General features: G+C 60.6%; 18 protein-coding genes and 1 rRNA gene. 9 read left to right on the top strand and 10 right to left on the bottom strand.

The genetic code is table 11. The features are described from left to right. Nucleotides 1-39: 39 nt before the first annotated feature. The 8 genes from HX786_RS17390 to HX786_RS17355 all read right to left on the bottom strand — a co-directional run bounded on the left by HX786_RS17390 (nucleotide 40) and on the right by HX786_RS17355 (nucleotide 8993). Nucleotides 40-1482 carry an efflux transporter outer membrane subunit gene (locus tag HX786_RS17390; RefSeq protein ID WP_177009328.1) on the bottom strand — a complete coding sequence of 481 codons (1443 nt, stop codon included), beginning with the start codon at nucleotides 1480-1482 and terminating at the stop codon, nucleotides 40-42. After that, nucleotides 1479-2537 (bottom strand): HlyD family secretion protein, encoded by a 1059-nt coding sequence (locus tag HX786_RS17385; protein WP_003218219.1) that lies wholly within the window; start codon nucleotides 2535-2537, stop codon nucleotides 1479-1481. Before HX786_RS17385 ends, HX786_RS17390 begins: the two co-directional genes overlap by 4 nt. Before the next feature lie 26 nt (nucleotides 2538-2563). After that, nucleotides 2564-4099, bottom strand: a complete 1536-nt coding sequence (locus HX786_RS17380) for an MFS transporter (RefSeq protein ID WP_177123202.1) — start codon at nucleotides 4097-4099, stop codon at nucleotides 2564-2566. A 229-nt stretch (nucleotides 4100-4328) separates the two neighbouring features. Then, nucleotides 4329-5249 (bottom strand): LysR family transcriptional regulator, encoded by a 921-nt coding sequence (locus tag HX786_RS17375; RefSeq protein ID WP_003218223.1) that lies wholly within the window; start codon nucleotides 5247-5249, stop codon nucleotides 4329-4331. Between the two features lie 96 nt (nucleotides 5250-5345). Then, nucleotides 5346-6194, bottom strand: coding sequence for an ABC transporter permease (locus HX786_RS17370; protein ID WP_003218225.1), 849 nt, complete (start codon nucleotides 6192-6194; stop codon nucleotides 5346-5348). Between the two features lie 12 nt (nucleotides 6195-6206). Beyond that, nucleotides 6207-7058: an ABC transporter ATP-binding protein gene (locus HX786_RS17365; protein ID WP_008433632.1), complete on the bottom strand. Its 852-nt coding sequence runs from the start codon at nucleotides 7056-7058 to the stop codon at nucleotides 6207-6209. A 1-nt stretch (nucleotide 7059) separates the two neighbouring features. Beyond that, the gene (locus HX786_RS17360) at nucleotides 7060-8085 is read right to left on the bottom strand and encodes an ABC transporter substrate-binding protein (protein ID WP_003218229.1); all 1026 of its coding nucleotides are present in this window, start codon (nucleotides 8083-8085) and stop codon (nucleotides 7060-7062) included. Nucleotides 8086-8099: 14 nt separating this feature from the next. Then, nucleotides 8100-8993 (bottom strand): TauD/TfdA family dioxygenase, encoded by an 894-nt coding sequence (locus HX786_RS17355; protein ID WP_003218232.1) that lies wholly within the window; start codon nucleotides 8991-8993, stop codon nucleotides 8100-8102. 298 nt (nucleotides 8994-9291) lie between these two features. Between HX786_RS17355 and HX786_RS17350 the strand changes: the two genes are divergently transcribed. From HX786_RS17350 to HX786_RS17330, 5 genes are all read left to right on the top strand, one after another. Beyond that, entirely contained in the window at nucleotides 9292-10002 is a 711-nt protein-coding gene (locus tag HX786_RS17350; protein ID WP_003218234.1) for a GntR family transcriptional regulator, read from the top strand. A gap of 451 nt (nucleotides 10003-10453) precedes the next feature. Further along, nucleotides 10454-11218 carry a DUF3050 domain-containing protein gene (locus tag HX786_RS17345; RefSeq protein WP_023659321.1) on the top strand — a complete coding sequence of 255 codons (765 nt, stop codon included), beginning with the start codon at nucleotides 10454-10456 and terminating at the stop codon, nucleotides 11216-11218. Continuing rightward, nucleotides 11215-12162: a diiron oxygenase gene (locus tag HX786_RS17340; protein ID WP_102367850.1), complete on the top strand. Its 948-nt coding sequence runs from the start codon at nucleotides 11215-11217 to the stop codon at nucleotides 12160-12162. The genes HX786_RS17345 and HX786_RS17340 overlap by 4 nt, the downstream gene beginning before the upstream one ends. Next, nucleotides 12159-15539, top strand: a complete 3381-nt coding sequence (locus HX786_RS17335) for an amino acid adenylation domain-containing protein (protein WP_178912379.1) — start codon at nucleotides 12159-12161, stop codon at nucleotides 15537-15539. Before HX786_RS17340 ends, HX786_RS17335 begins: the two co-directional genes overlap by 4 nt. A 27-nt stretch (nucleotides 15540-15566) precedes the next feature. Beyond that, the gene (locus HX786_RS17330) at nucleotides 15567-16016 is read left to right on the top strand and encodes an SRPBCC family protein (RefSeq protein WP_177067541.1); all 450 of its coding nucleotides are present in this window, start codon (nucleotides 15567-15569) and stop codon (nucleotides 16014-16016) included. A gap of 42 nt (nucleotides 16017-16058) precedes the next feature. On the opposite strand, the gene HX786_RS17325 is transcribed toward HX786_RS17330, so the two are convergent. Beyond that, nucleotides 16059-17939 carry a methyl-accepting chemotaxis protein gene (locus HX786_RS17325; RefSeq protein ID WP_003218243.1) on the bottom strand — a complete coding sequence of 627 codons (1881 nt, stop codon included), beginning with the start codon at nucleotides 17937-17939 and terminating at the stop codon, nucleotides 16059-16061. A 279-nt stretch (nucleotides 17940-18218) separates the two neighbouring features. On the opposite strand from HX786_RS17325, the gene HX786_RS17320 reads away from it, so the two are divergent. The 4 genes from HX786_RS17320 (at nucleotide 18219) to HX786_RS17305 (ending at nucleotide 23544) form a co-directional block, all read left to right on the top strand. Next, nucleotides 18219-18719 carry a sigma-70 family RNA polymerase sigma factor gene (locus HX786_RS17320; protein WP_003218244.1) on the top strand — a complete coding sequence of 167 codons (501 nt, stop codon included), beginning with the start codon at nucleotides 18219-18221 and terminating at the stop codon, nucleotides 18717-18719. Then, a complete protein-coding gene (locus HX786_RS17315; RefSeq protein ID WP_003218246.1) occupies nucleotides 18716-19699 on the top strand; it encodes a FecR domain-containing protein in 984 nt (327 codons plus the stop codon). The genes HX786_RS17320 and HX786_RS17315 overlap by 4 nt, the downstream gene beginning before the upstream one ends. 105 nt (nucleotides 19700-19804) lie before the next feature. Next, on the top strand, nucleotides 19805-22297 hold the full coding sequence (locus tag HX786_RS17310; RefSeq protein WP_178912378.1) for a TonB-dependent siderophore receptor: 2493 nt from the start codon (nucleotides 19805-19807) through the stop codon (nucleotides 22295-22297). Nucleotides 22298-22368: 71 nt separating this feature from the next. Next, nucleotides 22369-23544 carry a PepSY domain-containing protein gene (locus HX786_RS17305; protein ID WP_178912377.1) on the top strand — a complete coding sequence of 392 codons (1176 nt, stop codon included), beginning with the start codon at nucleotides 22369-22371 and terminating at the stop codon, nucleotides 23542-23544. A 78-nt stretch (nucleotides 23545-23622) separates the two neighbouring features. On the opposite strand, the gene rrf is transcribed toward HX786_RS17305, so the two are convergent. Beyond that, a 5S ribosomal RNA gene (gene rrf, locus HX786_RS17300) occupies nucleotides 23623-23738 on the bottom strand. Nucleotides 23739-23820 lie beyond the last annotated feature (82 nt).

The raw sequence follows: 23820 nt of genomic DNA, 5'->3' as shown, positions 1-23820 counted from the left end.
ATTACACCTTGTTGCGTGGCTGGCAAAGTTCTTTGTCATTCAGCGTCCGGCGGTCTGCAACGGGTACACCGATTCCCAGCCCCCGCCCAATGCCTTGTACAACCCGACCATGGCCAGGGACACGCCGGTGGAGCTTTCCACCCACTGCTCCTGGGTCGCCAGCAACGCACTTTGCACGGTCAGTACGTTGACGAAATCCACCACGCCTTCGACGTATTGATGCTGCGCCGTGGCAAGGGCGATCTGGTTCTGCCGCACGGCTTCGGCAAGGCTGTCGCGCCGCAGTTGGCTGGCGTTGTAGCGGGTCAGTTGATCATCGATTTCATGCCAGGCCCGCAGCACGGTCTGCTGGTAGGCCAGGGCCGCTTCCTGTTGCTGGGCTTCGCGCAGATCGAGCATGCCTTGCAACCGGCCACCGTTGAAAATCGGCAAGCTCAGTTGCGGGCCGAAGGCGAATGCACGCGAACTCCACGAGCCGAAATCCGCCAGTTGCAACGCCTGGGAGCCCACGCTGCCAGACAGGGTGATGCGCGGGTAGAAGTCGCCCTTGGCCACACCAATGGAGGCGGTGGCCGCATGCAAGCGAGCTTCGGCCTGGCGGATATCCGGGCGGCGCTCGGCCAGTTGCGACGGCAGGCCGATGGCGACCTGGCGTTGGGTTTGCGGCACCGCAGCGTCCTTGGACAGCTCGGCGTACAAGGCTTGTGGCGGTTCACCCATCAGCAGGCTCAGGGCGTTGATCAACTGGTCCTGGCGTTGCTGCAAATCCGGCAGGCGCGCCTCGATGGCGGCCACTTGAGCAGCGGCTTCGGCTACGTCCAGGTCAGTGGCGACACCATCGGCCAGGCGCAGTTGCGAGAGCTTCAGGCTGTGGCGCGCCACCTCGAGGTTTTGCTCGGTGACGGCGCGGGTGTTTTGCACGCCGCGCAGTTGGATGTAGTCCTGGGCGGTTTCCGCCAGCACCGACAACAGCACCGCGCGGCGGTCGTTTTCGGCGACTTGCAGGGTGGCGTCGGCGGCTTCGGTTTCGCGTTTTACGCGGCCCCAGAAGTCCAGTTCCCAGGCGGCGGAGAAACCCATGTCCCACTGGTTGAACGCCGAGCGGCCGTTCTTGCCCGAGGCATCGCTCAAGCCATCGGCGCTGTTGCGCTGACGCAGGTAATCGCCGGTGGCGTTGACGGTCGGGTAGCGCTCGGCGGTGATCACCTGGCGCGCCGCGCGGCTTTGTTGCAGGCGGCTGCTGGCGAGTTTCAGGTCAAGGTTATCGGTCAGCGCGCGATGGGTAAGCGCGGTGAGCTGCGCATCGTGGAACACTTCCCACCAGCGCTCTTCCAGCGGGTCGTTGACCGCGTGGCTGGCGGCTTGCCGGCCATGGGGCTCGGTCCATTGGCCGACGGGATTCAGCGGGCGCTGGAAGTCCGGGCCGACGGTGCAGGCACTCAGGGTGAGCAGGCTCAAGGTTAACCAGGCAAGGCGTCTCATTGCTGCGCCACCTCACGTTGCTGGGCGGCGGCGTGGGTGTCGACGCTGGCTTCCACCGACATGCCGACCCGCAGGCGCTCGGTCAACGCCTGGCCGGGCTCCAGGATAATTTTTACCGGAATACGCTGCACCACCTTGGTGAAGTTGCCGGTGGCGTTGTCGGGTTTGACCGAGGCAAATGTCACGCCGGTAGCTGGCGCCAGGCTTTCGAGGTGGCCCTTGAGCACTTCGCCGTCGAGGCTGTCGACCTTCACGTCCACCGTTTGGCCAGCGTGCATGTGGGATAACTGGGTCTCCTGGAAATTGGCCACCACGTAGGCCTCGGCCAGCGGTACCACGGCGAGGATCTTGCTGCCCGGCGTCACATAGGCGCCGACCCGCACCGCGCGCTCGCCGACCATGCCGTCCACCGGCGCGACGATGCGGGTGTACGACAGCTGATAGCTGGCCATTTCCAGTGCGGCCTGGGCACGTTTCAGGCCGCCCTCTGCCGCATCACGCTGGGCGCTGAGGATTTCCACCTGCTTGCGTTCAGCGGCCAGCACCGCCGTGGCATTCGCCAGGCGTGCGGTGGCCTGGTCAATACGCGTCTTGGCTTGCTGGGCGTTCTGTACGGTGCCGGCGCCTACACCCGCGAGGTGGTTGTAGCGGTTCAGTTCGTGTTCGGCAAACGCCACTTCGGCGCGATCCGCCGCCACAGTCGCCTGGGCCTGGGCAATCACCGAGCTTTGGCGCTCCAGGGTTGCCGTGGCATTTTTCAGCTGCGCCTGGGCCACCAGCGTATCGGCATCGGCCGCCTGGGCAGCGGCGCGGAAGTCACGGTCATCGATCAGCGCCAGCAACTGCCCGGCCTTGACCCGCTGGTTGTCTTCCACCAGCACTTCCTTGATGAAGCCGGCCACACGCGGCGCCACCAGGGTGTAGTCAGCGGCGACGAAGGCGTCGTTGGTGCTCTGGCGTTTGCTGCCGAACACACCCGGCGCCAGCAGGTAAACCAGCACACCTACGGCAAACACGGTGATGACGGTTACAGCGATTTTGTCTTTGCGTTTCATAACAATCCCTTTGGCTCAGTGAGCAATCAAGTCGGCGCGCGGGGCGGATAAATCCGCGTCGGCATCCAGAAAATCAGCAGGATCAACGCCGCCGCGACACCGGCCATGACGTAGTAGAGATCCGAAGAGGTGAGCACCACGGCCTGCTCGTGCAGCCGATGGGCAAGGCCGGCGGCATCGCTGTCGGCCAGGGGCGAGTTGCCCAGGCTGTCCACCAGCATGGTCGAGTGGAAATGCAGGCGGTGTGTGGTCAGGGCATCGAGCACGCCGGTGGCGACCACGGCAGCCAGGCCTTTCACGGTGTTGAACCACGCTGAGGCGAAAGGCCCGTCCTGGGGCGTGATGCTGCCGGTGGAGAGCATCAGCAGCGGCAACACCGCCATCGGTTGCCCGAAGATTTGCAGCAGTTGCAGCACGTAGAAATCATCGCGAATCCATGCCGACGTGAGTTGCGCCCCGCCCACGCAGGACAGGATCAACATGCTCAAGCCAATGCCCAATACCCAGCGGCAATCGACCCAGCGCAAGTTGCACAACGCCGCCACCAACGGCAGTGCGATCAACTGCGGCAGCGCCATGATCAGCATCACCGGTGCAGTTTGCAGCGGGCGGTAGCCTTGCACCTGGGCCAGGTAGCTGGACGGAATGATGGTCACCGCCAGCAGCACGATCAGCACCCCGGCGAGCACAATCAGCGCGAACGACAGGTTGCGCAGCCCAAGCATCTGCAACTTGAAAAACGGCATCGGGTGCGACCACTCGTTGATCATGAACAGCACCAGCAACACCAGGCCGCCGATCAACAATGAGGTAATCAGCGGCGACTCGAACCAGTCCAGCCGATTGCCCTGCAACAGGCCGATCACCAGCATGCAGATCGCCGGGAACCCCAGCAGCAGACCACGCCAGTTGAACTGCTTGAAGCGCTCCAGGCGCAGCGGGTCCTGGGGCAAGCCGTAGGCCACGGCCGCCATGGCCAGCAGGCACGGCCCGACAATCTGCCAGAACGCCCATTGCCAGCCGACGTATTCGGTCCACATGGCCGCCAGCGGTGTGCCGAGGCTAGGGCCGAAAGTGGCCGTGAGGGCATAGCCGGCCAGGCCGTACAGCTTGACGTTGGCCGGCAGGAACCGCAGGGCCACGGTCATCAGCATCGGCGGCAAGGCGCCACCGGCCAGGCCTTGCACGGTGCGCAGGATCAGCAGGCTTTCGTAGTTCGGTGCGAACGGGCACAGCACGCCAAGCACGGTGAACAGGCCGATGGCGCAGAGAGTGAAACGGCGCAGAGAGAACGTCACCGAACACCAGGGTGCAAAGGCCATCGCCGAGACAGAGGTGGCGGTGTAGGCAGCCACCAGCCAGGTACTTTCGTCGAAGCCGATGTACATCGCACCACGAATATCGGCGAGAGCGACTTTGGTCACCATCTCGTTGAGGCCGGACACCAGTACCGCAAGCAATACGCCCACCAGGCCGATGATGATGCGCGGGCCGAAAACGGGCGGGGTAATGGCGGTCGGTTTGGCTGCGGCCAGGGGTGCGGGAGCAGCGAGGGACGTCATGAACTACAACTCGGAATAGGAAATACCCGAGCAGTTTAATAAGGCTTAGACATGACAAAAAGTGACTTATCGGAAGCTTATAAGTGCACCAGACGCAATGATCAAAATGTAGGCGATCTCTGTGGGAGCCGGGCTTGCCCGCGATGGCATCACCTCGCTATGCCTGAAAAGCCGTGTCGCCCGCATCGCAGGCAAGCCAGCTCCCACATTGACCGGGCTCACTTGCGACTCACGTGGGCTGCGCTTCCTTCCACGTCGCCTCGCAGCATTCACGCATGGTCTCGCGCAGCCATCTATGGGCCGGGTCCTTGTCGAAACGCGGGTGCCAGGCTTGGGTCAGCACCAGGGTCGGCAGGGAAATTGGCAGGGTGAAGGCTCGCAACGGCAGCTTCAGGCGATTGGCGCTGTAGAGCGCTTCCTTGGGCACCGGCAGGATCAGGTCGGAGTCCGGCAGCATGAACATCGCGCCGTGAAACCCCGGGGCGATCATCGCGACTCGGCGTTCCAGGCCCTGGGCGTTCAGGGCGGTGTCGATGGGCCCCCGGGCAATGCCGCGGCGGGAGATGCTGATATGCGAATAGCTGGCAAACCGTTCGGCGGTGATTTCTCCATCGAACAACGGGTGCCCTTCCCGTGCCAGGCCGACGAAGGTGGTGGTGAACAGGTTCTGCACCTTCACTTCCGGAGTGATCGGCATGGTGTTGCCCACCCGCAGGTCGAGACGGCCTTCACGCAGGGCCTCGTCATCGGTGTCGCCTTCCGGCACGAAGCGCAGTTCGCACAGCGGCGCCATGCGTTCCATGGTGTCGAACAGCCGACCGCCATACACACCGACAAAAAAGTCATTGGCCCGCACGCTGAAGCGTCGGCGCAGGGTGCGCAGGTCCACTTCGTCCGCCGAGCGGAACAGCAGCGCCGCCTGCTCCACCACGCTGCGCACCTGGCCTTGTAGCTCCAGGGCCTTGGGCGTCGGTACCAGGCCGCGACCGGCGCGCACCAGGATCGGATCGCCCACTGCCTCGCGGATGCGCGTGAGGGTGCGACTCATGGCGGCCGGGCTCAGGTTCATCCGCCGCGCGGCGCCTACCACACTGCCCTCGTCGAGCAAGGCGTCGAGGGCGACCAGCAGGTTCATGTCCGGTAATTGCATGCCAAGCACTCGTGATCGGTTGGGAGTGAACTTGGCGCAATCGTAGCAGACTGTGGCGAGGGAGCTTGCTCCCTCGCCACAGGGTTGGTGTTTCAGTCAGCGTTGCATGCCCCAGCGCTTCACGGTGACCCGCTCCAGGGTGTCGAACACCAGGTTCTCCACCAGCAGCCCGATCAGGATCACCACCGCCAGGCCGGCAAACACTTTGTCGGTGTACAGCTCGTTGCGGTTCTGGAAGATGTACCAACCCAAACCGCCTTTGCCGCTGGTAGCACCGAACACCAACTCGGCAGCGATCAACGTGCGCCAGGCGAACGCCCAGCCGATTTTCAGCCCGGCGAGAATCGACGGCAGCGCAGCCGGGATCAGGATGAACAACACGAAGCGCATACCCTTGAGGCCATAATTTCGACCGGCCATGCGCAGGGTTTCGGAGACACCGAGGAACCCTGAATAGGTGTTGAGCGCCAGCGCCCACAACACTGAATGCACCAGCACGAAGATCAGGCTGTTCTGCCCCAGGCCAAACCACAACAGCGCCAGCGGCAGCAGGGCAATCGCCGGCAACGGGTTGAACATCGAGGTCAGGGTGCTCAGCAGGTCACGCCCCAGTTGGGTCGACACCGCAAGCGTGGTCAGGGCAAACGCCAGCACAATGCCGATCAGGTAACCCTTGATCAGCACCACCAGCGAGATACTGACCTTGCTCAACAACTCGCCACTGGCCATGCCGTCGTAGAACGCGCTCAGTGTCTGCAGGAAGCTCGGCAGCAGCAGGTCATTGTTCTGATAACGGGCAGCCGCTTCCCAGAGGATCGCAAGCACGATCAGGATCAGGCTTTTACGCAGCCAGCCTTGTTGCCACAGGCGCTGGCGCCACGGCAACTCGCGCTCTACGCGTACACCGGGCAACGGTTCGAGAGTGATTTCATATTCCTGGCGCATGGTGCAAGCCCTTCAATAAGCGATGCGGATATCGGCGAAACCCAGTTCGGTTTCCACCTCGGGCGCTTCATCAAACAGCAGCCGATGAATGCGCCGCGCCGAAGCCTGGAACTCCACACCGCCGAGGCTGTGCAGGTCGTATTGATGGCTGTGGATTTCCGCCCGCACCCGCCCCGGGTGCGGCGACAGCAACAGGATGCGGTTGCCCACCACCAGCGCTTCCTCGATGGAGTGGGTGACGAACAGCAGGGTGAAACGCACCTCTTCCCAGAGCAGCAATAGTTCTTCCTGCATCTTGCGCCGGGTCAGGGCGTCGAGGGCGGCGAAGGGTTCATCCATCAGCAGGATTTTCGGTTGCATGGCCAACGCCCGGGCGATTGCCACGCGGGCCTTCATGCCGCCGGACAGGGTGTGCGGGTAGGCGTCGGCAAAGGCCGTGAGGCCGACTTTTTCCAGGTAGTACAGCGCCCGCTCTTCGGCCTCGCGACGCTTGAGGGTTTTGGACGCCAGCAGCGGGAACATGACGTTCTGCTTGACGGTTTTCCACGGCGGCAGTTGGTCGAACTCCTGGAACACCACGATACGGTCCGGCCCTGGCTGCTCGACTTTTTGCCCGAGCAGACGGATCTCGCCTTCACACGGCTTGATAAAGCCGGCGATGGATTTCAACAGTGTGGATTTGCCGCAGCCCGAAGGCCCCAGCAATACAAAGCGGTCTGCCGGATCGATCGCGAAGCTGACTTGGTGAGTGGCCCGCACCACCCGTTCGGGCGTGCGGTATTCAAGGCTGACTTTATCCACCGAAAGCAGTGCTTCGGTGGTGGTCGGGTTGCTGGCCGTGTGGCCTTGCAAGGGCGCGTTCATGTCAGCTCCCTTGCAGCGGCTTGGCGTCCTGGAAGAAGTAATCCTTCCACGATTCGGGTTTGTTTTTGATCGCGCCGACGCGGTAGAGGAATTCCGCCAGCGGGTAGGTGTTTTTCGGTGTGACGCTGAATTCGAACTGCGGGTTTTCGATGATTTTCAGCAGCTCGGCGCGGTCGATCTTGGCCTTGGTCACGCGGATGTAGGTATCGGCGGCGGCGCCTTTGTCGTTCTGGGCGAACTGCGCCGCTTCGGTCAGTGCCTCGACGAACGCCTTGTAGGTTTTCGGGTTGTCGTTGCGGAATTTCTCGGTGGCGAACAGCACGGTCGGCGAGTTAGGCCCGAGGATGTCATAGGAGTTGAGCACCACATGCACGTTCGGGTTGGTCAGGGCCTGCTCCTGGAACGGCGGGTTGGAGAAGTGCCCGGTCAGCTCGGTGCCACCGGCAATCAGCGCAGCCGTGGCATCCGGGTGCGGGACGGCGACGGTGTACTTGTCGAGGCGATTGAATTCCTTGTCGCCCCATTGCTTGGCGGCAGCGTATTGCAGGAAACGCGACTGCACGGAAACGCCCACTGCCGGTACGGCAATGCGGTCTTTTTCAGTGAAGTCGGCAATGGTCTTGACCTTGGGATTGTTGCTCACCAGGTAGTAGGGGAAGTTGCCCAGGGAGGCGACGGCTTTCACGTTCTGCTTGCCGTGGGTGCGGTCCCAGATAGTCAGCAGCGGGCCAACGCCGGCCCCGGCGATGTCGATGGAACCGGAGAGCAGCGCATCATTGACGGCTGCGCCGCCGGACAATTGTGTCCAGTCGACCTTGATGTCGATGCCTTCCTGCTTGCCGTATTTTTCGATCAGGTTCTGGTCGCGCACCACGTTGAGCAACAGGTAGACGATGCCAAACTGCTCGGCGATGCGAATCTCGCCTTCGGCCTGGGCGGCGGCAGGCGCCACAAGACTGCCGGCCAGCAGGCTGACGCCCAGGCCGACCGTCGCGGCCAGGCGCGCAAATGGGGTTTTCTTGGACATGGTCATGCTCCGGGTCAGAAAGGCGCGTCGCCCTGGATGGTGGTGCGGTACAGCTTGCGCCGCAGGTGGCTGGGGCAGCCGGCCGCCAGGTGGATCAGCGAGCGGTTGTCCCAGAACACCATGTCGTGGGGCTGCCACTGATGGCGGTAGATGTTTTCCGGCAGCACGCTGTGGGCGTACAGCTGGGCAAGCAGGTCGCGGCTTTCGTCTTCCGGCAGGCCGACGATACGGGTGGTGAAGCCCTCGCTGACGAACAGCGCCTTGCGGCCGTTTTCCGGGTGGGTGCGCACAATCGGGTGTACCACTTCCGCCACTTGAGCGAGTTGCTCGGGCGTGAGGGTCGGGCGCCAATTGCCTTCGAATTTGGTTTCGCTGTAGCGTGCGGTGTAGGAGTGCGCGGCGCTGCGGCCTTCAACGGCCTTGCGCAGGGACTCGGGCAGGTTGTCCCAGGCTTTATGCATGTCGGCGAACAACGTGTCGCCACCCTCGGACGGCAGCTCCTGGGCATGGAGCATCGAGCCCAGGCTCGGCAGCTCCTTATAGGAGAGGTCCGAGTGCCAGAACTTGCCGGCGTCTCCCAGGCCGATGGATTGGCCGTTTTCGATGATGTTGGAGACGATCAGGATTTCCGGGTGGTTGGCCAGCAGGAATTGTTTGAGCACATGGATTTGCAGCACGCCGAAACGGCGGCTGAAGGCGATCTGTTGCTCGGGGGTGATACGTTGGTCGCGGAAGACCACGACGTGATGGTCCAGATGCGCGCGGTGAATGCGTGCGAAGTCCTGGTCGCTGACCGGGCGGGCCAGGTCCAGGCCTATGATTTCGGCGCCGACGCTGCCGGGAAATGGACGGATCTCGAAGGTTTGTGTGGTGTCGGTCGCTGTTGGAACAGTAGAGGTGGCAGACATGAGTTCACTCCCGTGCAGTCAGGAGAGTGACTTTATAGTCATAAGAACCGCATTTTAAATACCGTTAGTGAATATCGATATGCAGCAATACCGCTATTGGCCCGACTCCCGGGAATAAAATGTGCACGACGGACCTTTAGCCTGTAAGACCTGACAAATGGGAGCTGTGGGCCCGAAGAACACGCTGTTGAGTCGCTTACAAGCCGAAACCTTGCCCGTTTGACAAGCTTGTGGACAATCTCTAGTGTGCATTGGATCCAATTAGCCACCTCACCTTGAAAAGGAGGATAGCGTAGTCGTGACGCAGAAGCCGAACCCTTTGAGCAGCATCCAGATCAGCGGGCCTATCCCCGCCCATCTCGCCCGCTCCGTGATTGAAGAAACATTGCGCAACGCCATCCTGGATGGCCGCTTGCCCTGTGGCACCGCCATGCGTCAACAGGAGCTGGCCAGCTTGTTCGGGGTCAGCCGGATGCCGGTGCGCGAGGCATTGCGTCAACTGGAAGCCCAATCGCTGCTGCATGTGGTCACCCACAAAGGCGCGGTGGTGGCGCCACTGATCGAGGACCACTCGGCGGAAACCTACGCCCTGCGCATACTCCTCGAATCCGAAGCGCTGCGCTTGTCGATTCCCCTGCTCACGCCCGATGACATCACCCAGGCTGGCGCCTTTATCGACGCGCTGGAACGGGAAAGCGACTACACCGAAATCGGCCGCCTCAACCGCCTGTTCCACATGGCGCTGTATGGCAAGGCGGGCAATCAGCGGTTGCTCAAGCTGGTTGAACACGGCTTGAACGAAGAGGAACGTTTCCTGCGCTTCAACCTCGAGGCCATGGGCCTGGGCAAGACGTCCCAGGAAGATCACCGCGAACTGCTCGACCTCGTGGCGCAAAAGAAGGTCGACGAAAGCATCCTGACCCTGCGTAACCACCTTACCCGCGGCATGGAGGTGATTACGGGTTACCTCAAAAGTCTTGAAGAGACTGAACAGAACGCTGCGCTGTAAATTCCGCGTGGAACTGAAACGCCTCCCTCGACCACAAAGCGCTGCAAAGTGACGCTGGCCGACGGAGGCCAGTGCACCACCATTACTCCCGTTAAACCATTAAGCCCAAAGAAAACTTCACACACTCCGCAGAGCGATCCAACTACCGCAATATTCCAACTCGAAAAACTTATAAAACTAAAAACACCTGAATACTTAATCAGATTATTACCAACACTCCAATTCTCCCAATCGACAGCGTGAATCCATGCTCGGTGCGTCACTGCGCGTGGCGTTCCTTTAAATAAAGCCTTGGTATTTTGTCACAGCATGCTGCTTGCCAGTAACAGTGTCAGCCTCGTACAGGGCTGCCTGTTATCAAGGCACCCGCGCATCCGTGAAAACCAATGTTTATTTGTCGCTAAAGCACAACGCTTTTATCAGGGAAGAGACACGACTTATAGGCATCAACATGTTCCAGCACTCACACCTGCTTAAACAAAAAAAGCAGAAGTTACATATCCATCCAATATTCAAACAAATAAACACTCTTCCAAAGTTGCAGTACTTTATGGAAAACCACGTATTCGCCGTGTGGGACTTCATGACACTCACCAAACGCCTGCAACATGACCTCACCGGTATGCGCCTGCCCTGGTTACCGCCAACGGACCCGCAAGCGGCTCGCCTGATCAATGAGATCGTATTGGGCGAAGAGTCGGACGCGTATCCCGGCCATGGGCACGGCAGCCACTTCGAGTTGTACCTGGAAGCCATGCGTGAAGTCGGCGCGAGCACGGCGAACATCGAGCGGTTCGTCAGCCTGCAGCGTGACGGCAACGATGCAGAAACGGCCCTGCAAAAAATCGATATCCACCCGTCCGTGGCCCGGTTCGTCAGAAGTACCCTGCAGGTTGCCCTGGACGCCCCGACGCACTGCGTGGCGGCAGCCTTTCTCCACGGGCGCGAGAGCGTCATCCCGGCGATGTTCAAGCGCATCCTGGAGGAGTGCGAGGTGCTCCATCGCCAGGCGCCCACCTTCTGCTACTACCTCAAGCGCCACATGGAGATCGACGCCCAGGAGCATGGCCCGGCGGCAACTCAATTGCTGCAACGCCTTACCCTCGGCGACCCAAGCCGCGAGCAGCAAGCCGACAGTTGCGCCCTCGGCGCCGTGGAAAGCCGCCTGGCCTTATGGGATGGGTTGCATAGGTGCCTGCCGGAGATGAGCGCATGAACCCTGCCGACTACCGCTCATTTGCCGACGACTGGGAGCGCCGCGCGACCATCCGCACACGCCCGCGGCGGCGGCTGGAAAACGATCAGAAACTGATCTACCCCCTGAGCCGACAGCCCCTGGTGCTGAGCGCAACCTTTATCGACCGATGCCCGCAGTGCCGTGATTTTGTCTTGCTGCAGACGTTCTACAAGTTCATCAACGACGTGGTGATCTTTGAAACCGAGATCGTCGACAAGACCGCACGCAGCATCGCCAAGAATCGCTTTTCGGTGCCCTTCCCGCTTGCCTGTCGCTACGACGCCATGACCGTGGTGGTGGACGAGGATTACCACGCCCTCGTCGCCCTCGATTTCATGCAACAGACCATCGAGATGACCGGGATCCCACCCCTTGAACTACCCGCGCAAATCGAGCTGAGCCGCGCCTTGCCTGCCGCACTGGCGCTGGCGCCCGAACACCTGCGCGATGCCGTGGAACTGATTGCCGTGGCCATCGCCGAGAACACCGTGACCCATGACGTGGCAGCGTTTTCCAAGGACGACAGTGTCAAGCAATCCATCCGTGGGTTGATGGCCGACCACCTGTTTGACGAGGGCCGCCACGCGCTTTTCTGGACGCGCCTGGTGCGTATTTATTGGCAGTCTGCAGACGCCGCGGACCGCGACTGTATCGCCCGGATCCTGCCGGTTTTTCTCCAGCATTACCTGACCCACGACCTGCAGAAAAACTTCGACCTGCACTTGATCGAGCACCTGGATGTCAGTGACGGCACGCGCTCTGCGCTGCGCACTGAAGTGCAGGCGATGGGCTTTCCCATTACCCGCCAGCACCCGTTGATCGGCAATATCATGGGCTTCCTGAACCACAGCGGCCTGCTGCAAACGCCGAGTGTGGTTGGGGCGCTGGATGCCTTTCTTGCGGCGCCAGGAGGGCACCCATGAGGCACCTGAAGATTGGGCTGGCGGGCTTCAGCGCGGCGCTGAATGAACTGGGTGAGACATTGGCGCAATACGGTCATGGGGTGGTGCGAGCACAGGATGTCACCCACCTAGACCTGCTGATTGATGACGGTAGCGAGGAGGTTCCGCCCGGCGTGACGTGCACAGCCTTGATGAGCCTGCGCGTGGGTATGGGAGCGTTGACCGACTGTGGATTGCCGGCCCTGCAGCTCAGGTGTTACGCCCACTCACGGCGACTCCTGACAACCCTGGAGGTAGCCGGAGAAGCCTGTGGCAATGGTCAACGGCTGCGTCAACACGCAGTAAGCAGCCTGGTGGAGTGGGTAGCCCAACAGGTGAGTGGGTTCTCCCGGGACCCGGGCTATTTCTCGCAGGCGGCCGTCGCCTCTGATGATCCGGAACACGGCCTGCAAGCGCTTGCATCCCTGGCGTACCTGCATCGTTTTAACCTGACGGCCGATTTGGTTCTGCAGCAGCAAGCCCAGGTACCCCTGATCGAACGATTGGAAAACAGTCTGCAAACCTTCGCCGACCGGCCGGCGTTGAACATCGCCGGCAGCGGGCTGACTTACCGGCAGTTGCATCGCCAGAGCCTGGCTATCCAGCACCGTCTGCGACTTCTGCTTGGGCCCCACGACACACCGCCGGTAATCGGCGTCTGCCTGGGCAAATCCCTGGAGCTGTACGCCAGCATTCTCGCGGTACTCGCCTGCGGTGCGGTGTACCTGCCCCTGGAGCCGGGCCACCCGCTGCAACGCCAGCAAGCGATGCTGGAAAACGCCGGCGTCTCGGTGCTGCTGGATGATGGCAAACATCCACTGCGGGACGGGTTTTGTGCATTGGATGTGAGTGCCGTCGACACTCCCGACACCTCGCTGCCAATGCGCCAGCGCCCCGCCATGGACGACCCTTGCATGGTGTTCCACACCTCGGGCACTACCGGCCACCCCAAGGGCGTGCTGCTCAGCCAGCACAACCTAGCCCATTTCAGCGCCTGGTTCGGGGGTCATGTGCAGCTGAGCGAACACAGCCGGGTCTTGCAGTTTTCGCCCTTGAGTTTTGACTCGTCCCTGATCGATATCTTCCCGAGCCTGATCGCGGGCGCCGAGCTGATCGTGCCCAGTGAGGACCAGCGACGCGACCCGCAGCAACTGGTGGAGTTGATCCGACAACAGCGCGTCACCCACGCCTTCCTGCCGCCGGCGCTGCTGAGCATCCTGCCGCTGGATCAACCCCTGGGCCTGGCGCACCTGATGACCGGAGGCGACGTGTGCGAGCCCTATGTCATCGAGCAGTTGGCAGGCCAGTGTCGCCTGCACAATTTCTACGGGCCCACCGAAGCCACCGTGCTGGTGACCAGCCACACGTTGCAGCCGGGCGACAGCAATCGCAACCTCGGCACGCCCATCGCCAACAGCCAGGTACTGATCCTCGACGAGCACCTGCAACCGGTGGATGAGCAGGTGTTGGGCGAACTGTACATCGTCGGTCCCGGCGTCAGCCTGGGTTACCTCAACCAGCCGCGTCAGACCGCCGAGCATTTCGTCCCCCTGGAGTTGCCCGACGGCCAGACCTTGCGGGCCTACCGCACAGGCGACCTGGCGCAGTGGACCGCTGCCGGCATCGAGTTGGTCGGGCGCCGGGATCAGCAGGTGAAGATCCGTGGGTTCCGGGTCGAACCGCAAGAGATCGAACATTGCCTGCGCAGCAGTCAGCTGTTTCGCCAAGTGGCGGTGGTGATTGACCGTGAGCGGCGAATCCTGGCTTTTGTTGCTCAGCCCGAAACACAAGACGCCCTGCCTGCACTGACGCAGCATGCCCGGCAAACACTGCCGGACTATTTGCGGCCAACCCTGTGCACGGAACTTGCGAGCATGCCGTGCACCCCCAACGGAAAGGTCGACCGCCAGGCATTGCTGGCGTTACCGACTCCAACGCTGCCGGCCATCATTCACGGCGAACCGCACACGCCCATGCAAGTGCAGTTGCTCAACCTGTGGAGCGAGTTGCTGGGCATGCCGGTCACGCAGCTGTCGGCCGACGAGAGCTTCTTCAATCTTGGCGGCCATTCCATCCTGCTGTCGACGATGCTGCTGCGTATCCGCGAGCAGTTCGGGCGCAGCCTATCCCTAAGTCGGTTTTTTGAAACCCCCACGGTTCGTACCCTCGCTACGCTGATGGGGGACGACGCACCACCCGAAGCACCGACCGGCCAGGCTACCCGGGATGCGCTACGTGAGCTGCATGTGCAGACATTGCCGGCTGAACAGGCGGGCGAACGTCGCCGGGTGATCGTGACCGGGGCCAACAGTTTTCTCGGGGTGCATATCGTCGAGGCACTGCTGGCCGAGGGTGCACTTGAAGTGGCGTGCCTGGTGCGCGAACGGCCCGGACATTCGGCAACCGCGAGGTTTGCCGAGGCCCTGCGAGAGTACCGTCTGGAACACCTGGACCTGAGCCGGGTGCAGGTGTATGCCGCCGACATCAGCCAGCCGCGTCTTGGCCTGTCGAGTGAGGTGTATGACTACCTCGCCGGGGAGTTCGGCGTGTTGGTGCACAACGCCGCCCACGTCAATCATGTGATGGATTACGCCACCCTGGCCAAGGACAACGTCGAACCGGTGCTGGAATGCCTGCGCCTGTGTGAAACCCGGTGCAAGAAGGTCTTCAATTTTATCTCGACGCTGTCGGCCGCCAGCACTATCGACGCACATGGCCAGGTACTCGAAAACCCCGCCGCGGCCACCCCGCCGCTCTACATCCAGAATGGCTACAACCTGTCCAAATGGGTTGCCGAACGCTTGCTGGGACGCGCCGCAGCGCAAGGTGCCTGGGTCAATATCCATCGCCCGGGGAACATCAGCTTCAACAGCCGCAGCGGAGTCTGCGAGCCACAGAAGAATCGCCTGATGTTGATGCTCAAAGGTTCACTCCAACTGGGCCTGGTGCCGCACCTTGAGTTGAATTTCGACCTGATGCCGGTGGACTTTCTCGCCCGGTTTATTGCGTTCCACAGCAGCCGCTGCCGTGCTGGAGGGACGGTGTTCAACCTGCATAACCCGCAGCCCCTGAGCTGGGAAACCTACGTCGACGCCTTTCGCCAGGCAGGCCACGCATTCGAGCTGGTGAGCGTGGCTCACTGGCAACGTCACCTGCACACAGTGGACAGCCGCAATGCGCTGTTCGGCGTACTGGGCTTCTACCTCAACGGGGTGGGCGAGGACATCGGCGATACCTCGATGATCCGCCATGACAACGCACGACGCGGCGTCGAGCAGATGGGCGGGCGCTACCCCGAAAAAAATCCGGCGCTGTTACGCAAGGGCTGCGAGTACCTGCGCAGCACCGGTTTCCTGTGACCAGGCTCTCAATTGAAGGAAGACCTTATGAAACCCGATACGTTGATTCGCAACCCTTGCGCCAAACCTGTGGTGTCCTCAGTTGTGGTTGCCTGTGATGCCGCCAGTGCGTGGGCGGTGGTCGGTGACTTTGGCGGATTTGATCGATTCATCCCCGCCTTGTCCCACATCGAAATCACTGGTGCGGGCGCGGGATCGCTGCGCAAGAAGTTCTTCCACGATGGACACCTGGTGGTGGAGCAACTCAACAGCCGCGACGAGCAGGCCATGCGCATGACCTGGACCACGATCTACAACACCTTGGGCGTAGCACGGTTGTGGGCCGCCATGGATGTCGAACCGTTGGGAGCAGGATCCTCACGGGTGACCTGGACGATCATCGCCGAGCCGGTTGAACCTGGCGCGGAGGGGTTTGAGCCGTTTGTGCAGGCATTCGCCGACGGTGCGCTGGCGAATGTGCGAGCGATGTTTGGCTAAAGGAGACAGGAGCGAGCAGGCTCGCTCCTGTGTGTTCATCGATCAGATTTTGAAACTGTCGACCAACTGCTTCAGCCGGTTGGCCTGTTGAGACAAGGCGTCGCAATCCTTCAAGGTTTCGTTGAGGTTGGCCACGCCCTGCTGGTTCAGCAGGTTGATCTGGTTGATGTCGACGTTGAGAGTTTCCACCACGGCGGTCTGTTCCTCGGTGGCGGCCGCTACCGACTGGTTCATCCCGTCGATCTCGACGATCCGCTGCGTCACGCTGACCAGGCGCTCACCGGCCTGGTTGGCGACCTCGACGCTTTCTTCGCTGGAGGTCTGGCTGGCGTTCATCGTGGTCACGGCCTCACGCGAGCCAATCTGCAGCGAGGTGATCATTTTGTGGATCTCTTCTGCCGACTCCTGGGTGCGGTGCGCCAGGTTGCGTACTTCATCCGCCACCACGGCAAACCCACGCCCGGCCTCACCGGCACGTGCCGCTTCAATCGCGGCGTTGAGGGCCAACAGGTTGGTTTGCTGGGAGATGCCTTTGATCACGTCCAGGATGTGGCCGATGTTGTCGGTGCTGGCGTTCAGGGTTTCAATCTGCGTGCAGGACAGGCTGATTTTTTGCGAAAGCTCCGACATCGCCAGGATGGTTTTCTCAACCACCTTGCGCCCATCATCGGCCTGCTCACTGGCACCACTGGCGTGTTGCGAAGCATCAGCGGCGTTGCGCGCGATTTCCTGCGTGGCGGCCCCCAGTTCGTTGATCGCTGCGGCCACGCTGTTGGTGCGCGCGCTTTGTTCGTCAGAACCGATGATCGACGCGTTGGACGAGGCCATTACTCGCTGGGACAGGTCGTGCACCTGGCGCGTCGCCGAGGAAACTTCGGAAATCGACGCGTGAATACGCTCGACGAATTGGTTGAAGGCACTGCCCAAGTCACCGAACTCGTCCTTGCTTTCCACTGTCAGGCGGCGGGTCAGGTCACCCTCGCCCTGGGCGATGTCCTGCATGGCGCGGCCCATGGTGGTCAACGGGCGCATCAAGACCTGGATCAGGACGCTCAGGAACACGGCAATGGCGGCAACCGCAATGAACATGGCGATCAATGCCGAGGTACGGAACTTACCCAGCGGTGCGTAGGCTTTGTCTTTGTCGATCGACAGGCCGATGTACCAGTCGGCATTCGGCAACCCGCTGATCGGGGTGAAGGACAAAATCCGTTCCTGGCCATTCAAGACCACTTCCTGGCTGAGCTTCTCGATGCGCACGTTGGTGCCCGGGTAGATGTCCTTGAGGTTCTTCATCACCTGGTCCTGGTCCGGGCTGACGATCACCTGGCCATCACCGCTGACCAGGAATGCATGGCCGATGCCGCCGAAATCCACCGAGTTGATGATCTTCACCAGGGTTTGCAGGCTCAGGTCACCGCCGACCACGCCAAGCAGTTCGCCATTCTTTTTCACCGGCATCGCGATGGTCACGATCAGCCCGCCTACCGCAGCCATGTAGGGCGGTGTGAGCATGGTCTTGTCGGCTGCGACAGCTTGCTTGTACCAGGGACGCTGACGCGGATCGTAGCCATCGGGCATTTTGGCGTCGGGACGCTGGGTGAACACGCCGTTGGTGGAACCGACGTAGGTGAACTGGAAGTTGGAGGTAAATGCCGACTGGTCGACCAACCCCGGAAGATCGGCAGAGCTGCCTTGATGGGCCACGTTTTGCGCGAGGCTTTCCAGTACCAGCACCCGCCCGCTGAGCCAATTCTGCACGCTGCTGGCGGTGAGTTCACCGGATTGCTGAATGGACGACTCCAGGTTTTGCCGGATGGTATTGCGCTGCAAGTAGTCGTTGTAGAACGTGAATAACGCGAAGGCCAGAACCACTACGCCTGACGCGGCCAACAGAATTTTATGACTGAACTTGAGATTCATTTCATTGACTTCTTTTTGCCAAAAGGGGGTGAGCGTGCCGGATGCAACATTCCATGTAACGGTATAGGCAGACTCTGCGACTGCTCTATTTCGGTGCACGCATGGCTCGTCAGGCTTTCGGCCAAGGCAGGATAAATCTTAGGAATTTGTGAGAAGCATCTGCTTTTAATGTCAGAAACCGACCAGTGGTAGCGCTCTAACGTCAGGAGTTGCAAAATTTTTCAGGCTTGTCGACAATGCGACTAATTATCATTTGTGACGCTTTGCCAGGCCGTGTGAATGCCCTCATCCGAGTACGCAGTACAGACGCTTTACAGCAACCATCATGGCTGGCTGAACACTTGGCTGCGCAGCCGTCTGGGTAACGCAGCGGATGCGGCGGACCTGGCCCAGGACACGTTCGTGCGGCTGCTGCAAAAAACCGAACGTTTCGAACTCAAGGCCCCTCGCGCTTTCCTGCGCACTATCGCGCGGGGCCTGGTGATCGATCATTGGCGTCGCGAAGAAATCGAGCGCGCCTACCTGGAGTCCATCGCGCATTTGCCCGAAGCCTTGGGGCCGAGTGCTGAAGAACGTGCGTTGATTCTGGAATTGCTGGAGTCCATCGCCCGGCTTCTGGACGGACTCAAGCCCAAGGTACGCAAGGCGTTTCTACTGGCTCAATGCGACGGCCTGACTTACAAGCAGATTGCGCAGCAGATGGGTGTATCACTGCGTTCGGTGGAACGCTATGTCGCCGAGGCGCTTTATCACTGTTATGTGCTGCGGTATGAGGCATGACCTCGATGGATAACACCGCGCGCGCAGGAATCGACCCGCAGGTGGTCAAGCAGGCCATCAGCTGGATGCTGCGCCTGCGTAACAATCGCGCCAATGTCCGCCTGAAGGCGCAGTGCGAGCACTGGCGCGAGGCTCATCATGAACACGAGTTGGCCTGGCAACGCGTGCAGGCACTGCAGCATGAATTAAGCAGCCAGTTGGCGGCGATTCCCGGGGCCCATGTGGCGCTGGAGAACAGTGCCCAGCGCCTTGGGCGCCGGCAGGCATTGAAGGTATTGTCCGGCGTGCTGTTGATGGGTTCGGCGGCCTGGGTCAGCCGAGACCTCACCGGCTGGCAGCGTTGGACCTCTGACCTGGCTACCACCACTGGCGAACGCCGTAGCGTGCAACTACCGGATGGCACGCGCCTGCAGCTCAATACCGATAGCGCAGTGGACCTCGACTTCAACCCGCAACAACGCTTGATCACATTGGTGCGTGGGGAAATCCTGGTGACCTGCGGCGCCGCGGCGACCGCCCCCCTACTGGTTCGCACCCGCCATGGTTTGTTCGAAGGAATAGACGGGCGATTTGTGGTGCGCCAGGACAGCGATTGCACACGTCTGAGCGTCGCGTCAGGCAACGTGGCGATTCATTCACCGCATACCGCCGACGGGCTTTTCACTCAAGTGCATGCAGGAGAAAGCTATCTGGTGCGTCAGAATGCGGCCGCTCTGGCGCCGCCTTCGGATATGGATACAGGGGCCTGGGCCGACGGATTGATCGTCACCCGCAACATGCGTCTTGCCGACTTCCTGGCGGAGGTGGGGCGCTATCGCCATGGTTATCTGGGCTGCTCGAGCGATATCGCAGATTTGCGCTTGTCTGGTGTTTTTCGCCTGGAGGACACCGAGAAACTATTGGCGATCCTTCCGCAGACGCTGCCTGTGCGCCTGCGCTATCGCACCCGCTGGTGGGTGAGCCTGGAGCGTCAGGCCTGATTATTTTTGGCGTGCCTGATTTATTTTTGGCGGCTTTTTTCCGTGAGTCCGGCTTAGACAGTAAGCAATTCAATCTGCCTTCAGCGACCTCTACGGATCTCGATAATGACTGTGCGTTTTTTCAGCAACTCTCCCTCTTCCTACCCTTTGCTCGGCAAAGCCGTACGCGCAGCATTGCTGTCGACCACGATGGGCATCGGCTTGCTGCCAGTGGCCGGTGTCGCGGCTGATAGCGGGGTCGAACGTATCAGCCAGCGCTATGACATCCCGGCAGGCGCGCTGAGCGATGTGCTCAATCAGTTTGCCCGTCAGGCAGGCATCACCCTTTCCAGCACGCCTGCGCAGACTCAGGGCCGACAGTCTCCCGGGCTGCACGGGGAGTACTCGGCCGAACAGGGCCTGAGCCAATTGCTCAACGGCTCAGGCTTGCAGGCGCAGGCCCAGGACGACGTGAGTTTCGTGTTGCAGGTCCAGCCCGAGAGCGAGGCGCTGACCTTGCCGACCACCGACATCAAAGGCTTCGCCCTGGGTAATGCCCTGGGCAGCATGGAAGGCTACAACGCGACCCACAGCCAGATCGCCACCAAGACCAGTACCGCGCTGCTGGAAACGTCTCAGACGGTTTCAGTGGTGACCCGCGAGCAGATGGACGACCAAGGCTCGCAAACCGTTGCCCAGGCCATGCGTTACACCCCTGGCGTGCTGACCAACCCTTATGGCGCCACTCACCGCTATGACTATGTGGCGATGCGTGGTTTCAACGACGGTTCGGTGGATAACATCTACCTGGACGGTTTGAAATCCATGGGTGACAGCGGAACCTACAGCACCATGCAGGTGGACCCGTATTTCCTCGAGCGCGTAGATATCCTCAAAGGACCGTCATCGGTGCTCTACGGGCGCAGCTCGCCGGGTGGGCTGGTGGCGTTGACTAGCAAGAAGCCATTGTTTGAGCCATACCATCAGGTCCAGGCCACGATAGGTTCCCAAGGGCAGCGAGGCATGGGTTTCGACTTCAGCGGCTCGGTGGATGACGACAAGCGCATTGCTTACCGACTGACCGGGCTTGCAGACAAGTCCGACACGCAATTCGACCATGCCAAGGAAAAACGCTACGCGCTGGCACCCACCTTGAGCATCGACTTTACCGATGACACATCCCTCACACTCCAGGCTTACCTGCAGCATGACCCCGACGGTGGCTACCACGGAGGCATGCCGGCAGATGGCGCGCTGCATCAGCGCAACGGCCAGCGGATCTCCAATCACTTCTTCGAAGGCGAGCCGGGCATTGATGGGTACAAGCGTGATCAACAGTCGTTCGGCTATCAGTTCGAGCATCGCTTCAATGATGTTTTCACGGCGCGGCAGAACTTTCGGTATCTGGACTCCAAGGTCCAGCTGGACCAGGTGTATGCCTATGGCTGGACCACGCCCACCAGTAATGAGCTGAATCGCTACTACTCAGGCGGTGACGAAAAGCTGCATGCGTTCATCATCGACAACATGCTGCAGGCTGAATTTTTTACCGGCGCGACCAAGCATACGGTGTTGATGGGGGCGGACTATCAGCGGCGCAAAACCGTCGTGGACTGGAGCAGCGGCTCTCTTGCGCCAATCAATGCGTTCAACCCGGTGTATGGCAATTCCGAGATCAGCTATTACAGCCCAACCAGTTATCTGCGCCGGCTCGAGCAGACCGGCGTTTACCTGCAAGACCTGATTGAGATGGACAAGTGGCGGTTCTCCCTCGGGTTGCGTCAGGACTGGGTTGAGACCTCCGATGAAAATCGCATTGCCGAAGCGGGACGGCCGCTGGGCACAGAGATCAGTGATAAACGTACCAAACTGACCGGCCGGGCGGGAGCGCTCTACCTGTTTGATAATGGTCTCGCGCCCTACGTCAGCTATTCCGAATCCTTCAACCCGAACTCCTATTCGGACAGTGCCGGCAATCCCCTTGCACCTACCGACGGCACCCAGTGGGAAGTCGGCTTGAAGTATCAGCCGCCGGGTACCGACAATTTGTTCACGGCCTCGCTGTTCCGCATCGACCAGGAAAACCTGGCGACCAAACTGCCGCAGGAAAACTTCTATCGCGCGGTCGGCGCTGTGCGCTCCCAGGGCCTGGAGCTGGAGGCGCATATGCAGTTGACCGACCATCTCAAATTGTTGGGCAGCTATACCTTCACCGATATCGAGTATTCGAAGTCGATGGTCAGCACGCTGAGTACCGCAGACAACGTGATCGAGAACAAGGGGAACTCGCCGACGCAGGCGCCGCGTCATATGGCGTCGGTATGGGCAGACTACAAGTTCGATAGCGGCGCACTGGATGGCCTGCGACTCGGTGGTGGTGTTCGTTATGTCGGCTACAGCTGGGCAGATGCGGAGAACACCATGAAGGTGCCCGCCTACACGCTGTTTGACGCCTCGATGGGTTATGACCTTGGCAAGGTGGGACTGAAGGGTGTGGATGTACGCCTGAATGCCAACAACCTGACGAACGAGTCTTACGTGGCGTCGTGTGCCAGTTTGAACTTCTGCTACCTGGGTGAAGAGCGCAACGTCAGTGCGACGGTGAGCTACCAGTTCTAATCCCTCTCGATTCATACAAAGCCAGTTCCTGATTCCAGGCGCTGGCTTTGTCGTCTTTGCAGGAAATTTTTATGCGCGCATTGCTGGTTTTACTTCATCGCTACATCGGGTTGGCAACGGCGTTGTTTCTGATGATGGCGGGACTCACGGGCAGCCTTCTGGCGTTTAATCATGAGTTGGATGAATGGCTCAATCCCGGCTTTTATGGAGCAACGGCCAAAGGTTCGGCATTGCCGCCAGGTGAACTGGTGGACACGTTGCAGGGGCAGCATCCCAAACTGCAAGTCTGGTACATGGAGTATCCACAAGAGGCCGGTCATACCGCGATGCTGGCGGCAGTTGCGAGAAACGATCCGGCGACGGGCAAACCCTTTGAGGAGCCCAACCAGGTCTTTTACCTGGATCCGGTCAGCGGCGAAGAAATGGGCCGGCGTGTTTGGGGGGCTTGCTGCTTTCAGCGCGAGAACTTCATTCCGTTCATTCTGGAATTTCACTACAACCTGACACTGCCGGGTAATTGGGGTTTGTGGCTGATGGGACTGGTGGCGATCGCATGGGTGTTCGATTGTTTTATCGCGCTGTGGCTGACCCTGCCGAGAGGTAAACCGTTCTGGAAGAAGTGGTCCAAGGCGTGGAAGATCAAGGGCGGCCACGCTTACCGGCTGAACTTCGACCTGCATCGTGCAGGCGGGTTATGGCTTTGGCTGTTGTTGCTGCCGATTGCAGTCAGCAGCGTCGCGATGAATTTGCCGAGCCAGGTGTTCAAGCCTGCTGTCTCGCTGTTCTCACCGGTTGAGCCTAGCGTCTATGAGGCCCGTGGCGGGTTACCCGCCGAGCAATTGGGCGTGACACAACTGAGTTATCAACAGGCCTATGAGCGGGCGCTGGAGGAAGGCAAGCGGCTGGGACTGACGGCGGCGATTGGAGAGCTTTACTACAGCTTTGAGTACAACTTTTATGGGGCGGGTTTTGGACAACATGATACCGAGGCCCATGGGAAATCCTGGTTGTTTTTCCACGGGAAGGATGGGCGTTTACTGGGGCAGGAAATAGCAGGGCAAGGTACGTTGGGAGAGCGCTTTTATCGGCTGCAACTGCCGATCCATGGGGGCAGGATCATCGGGGTGACGGGTCAGGTGCTGATTGCGCTGCTGGGAGCTGTGATCGCGATGTTGTCTGCTACCGGGATCTATATATGGTGGCGCAAGTTAATGGCCAGGCGAAGCAGTAAGGCACGCAAAGGGTGAGCCGGTTCTAGTTGTTTGCCCAGCCCTTAAACGACAAAACCCCTGTCTGCGCTAGCAGACAGGGGTTTCGGAATTCAATCTTGACGATGACCTACTCTCACATGGGGAAACCCCACACTACCATCGGCGATGCATCGTTTCACTGCTGAGTTCGGGATGGGATCAGGTGGTTCCAATGCTCTATGGTCGTCAAGAAATTCTGTGTACCAGACCGTTGCGTTCGCAACGTGCCGGTGAAAATCATGGACTTCTACATAAACAAAACCCCTGACTGCA

It is taken from the genome of Pseudomonas sp. 21615526, from assembly GCF_013386245.1.
Lineage (GTDB): Bacteria > Pseudomonadota > Gammaproteobacteria > Pseudomonadales > Pseudomonadaceae > Aquipseudomonas.
This window is presented reverse-complemented; position numbering and strand designations above follow the sequence as displayed.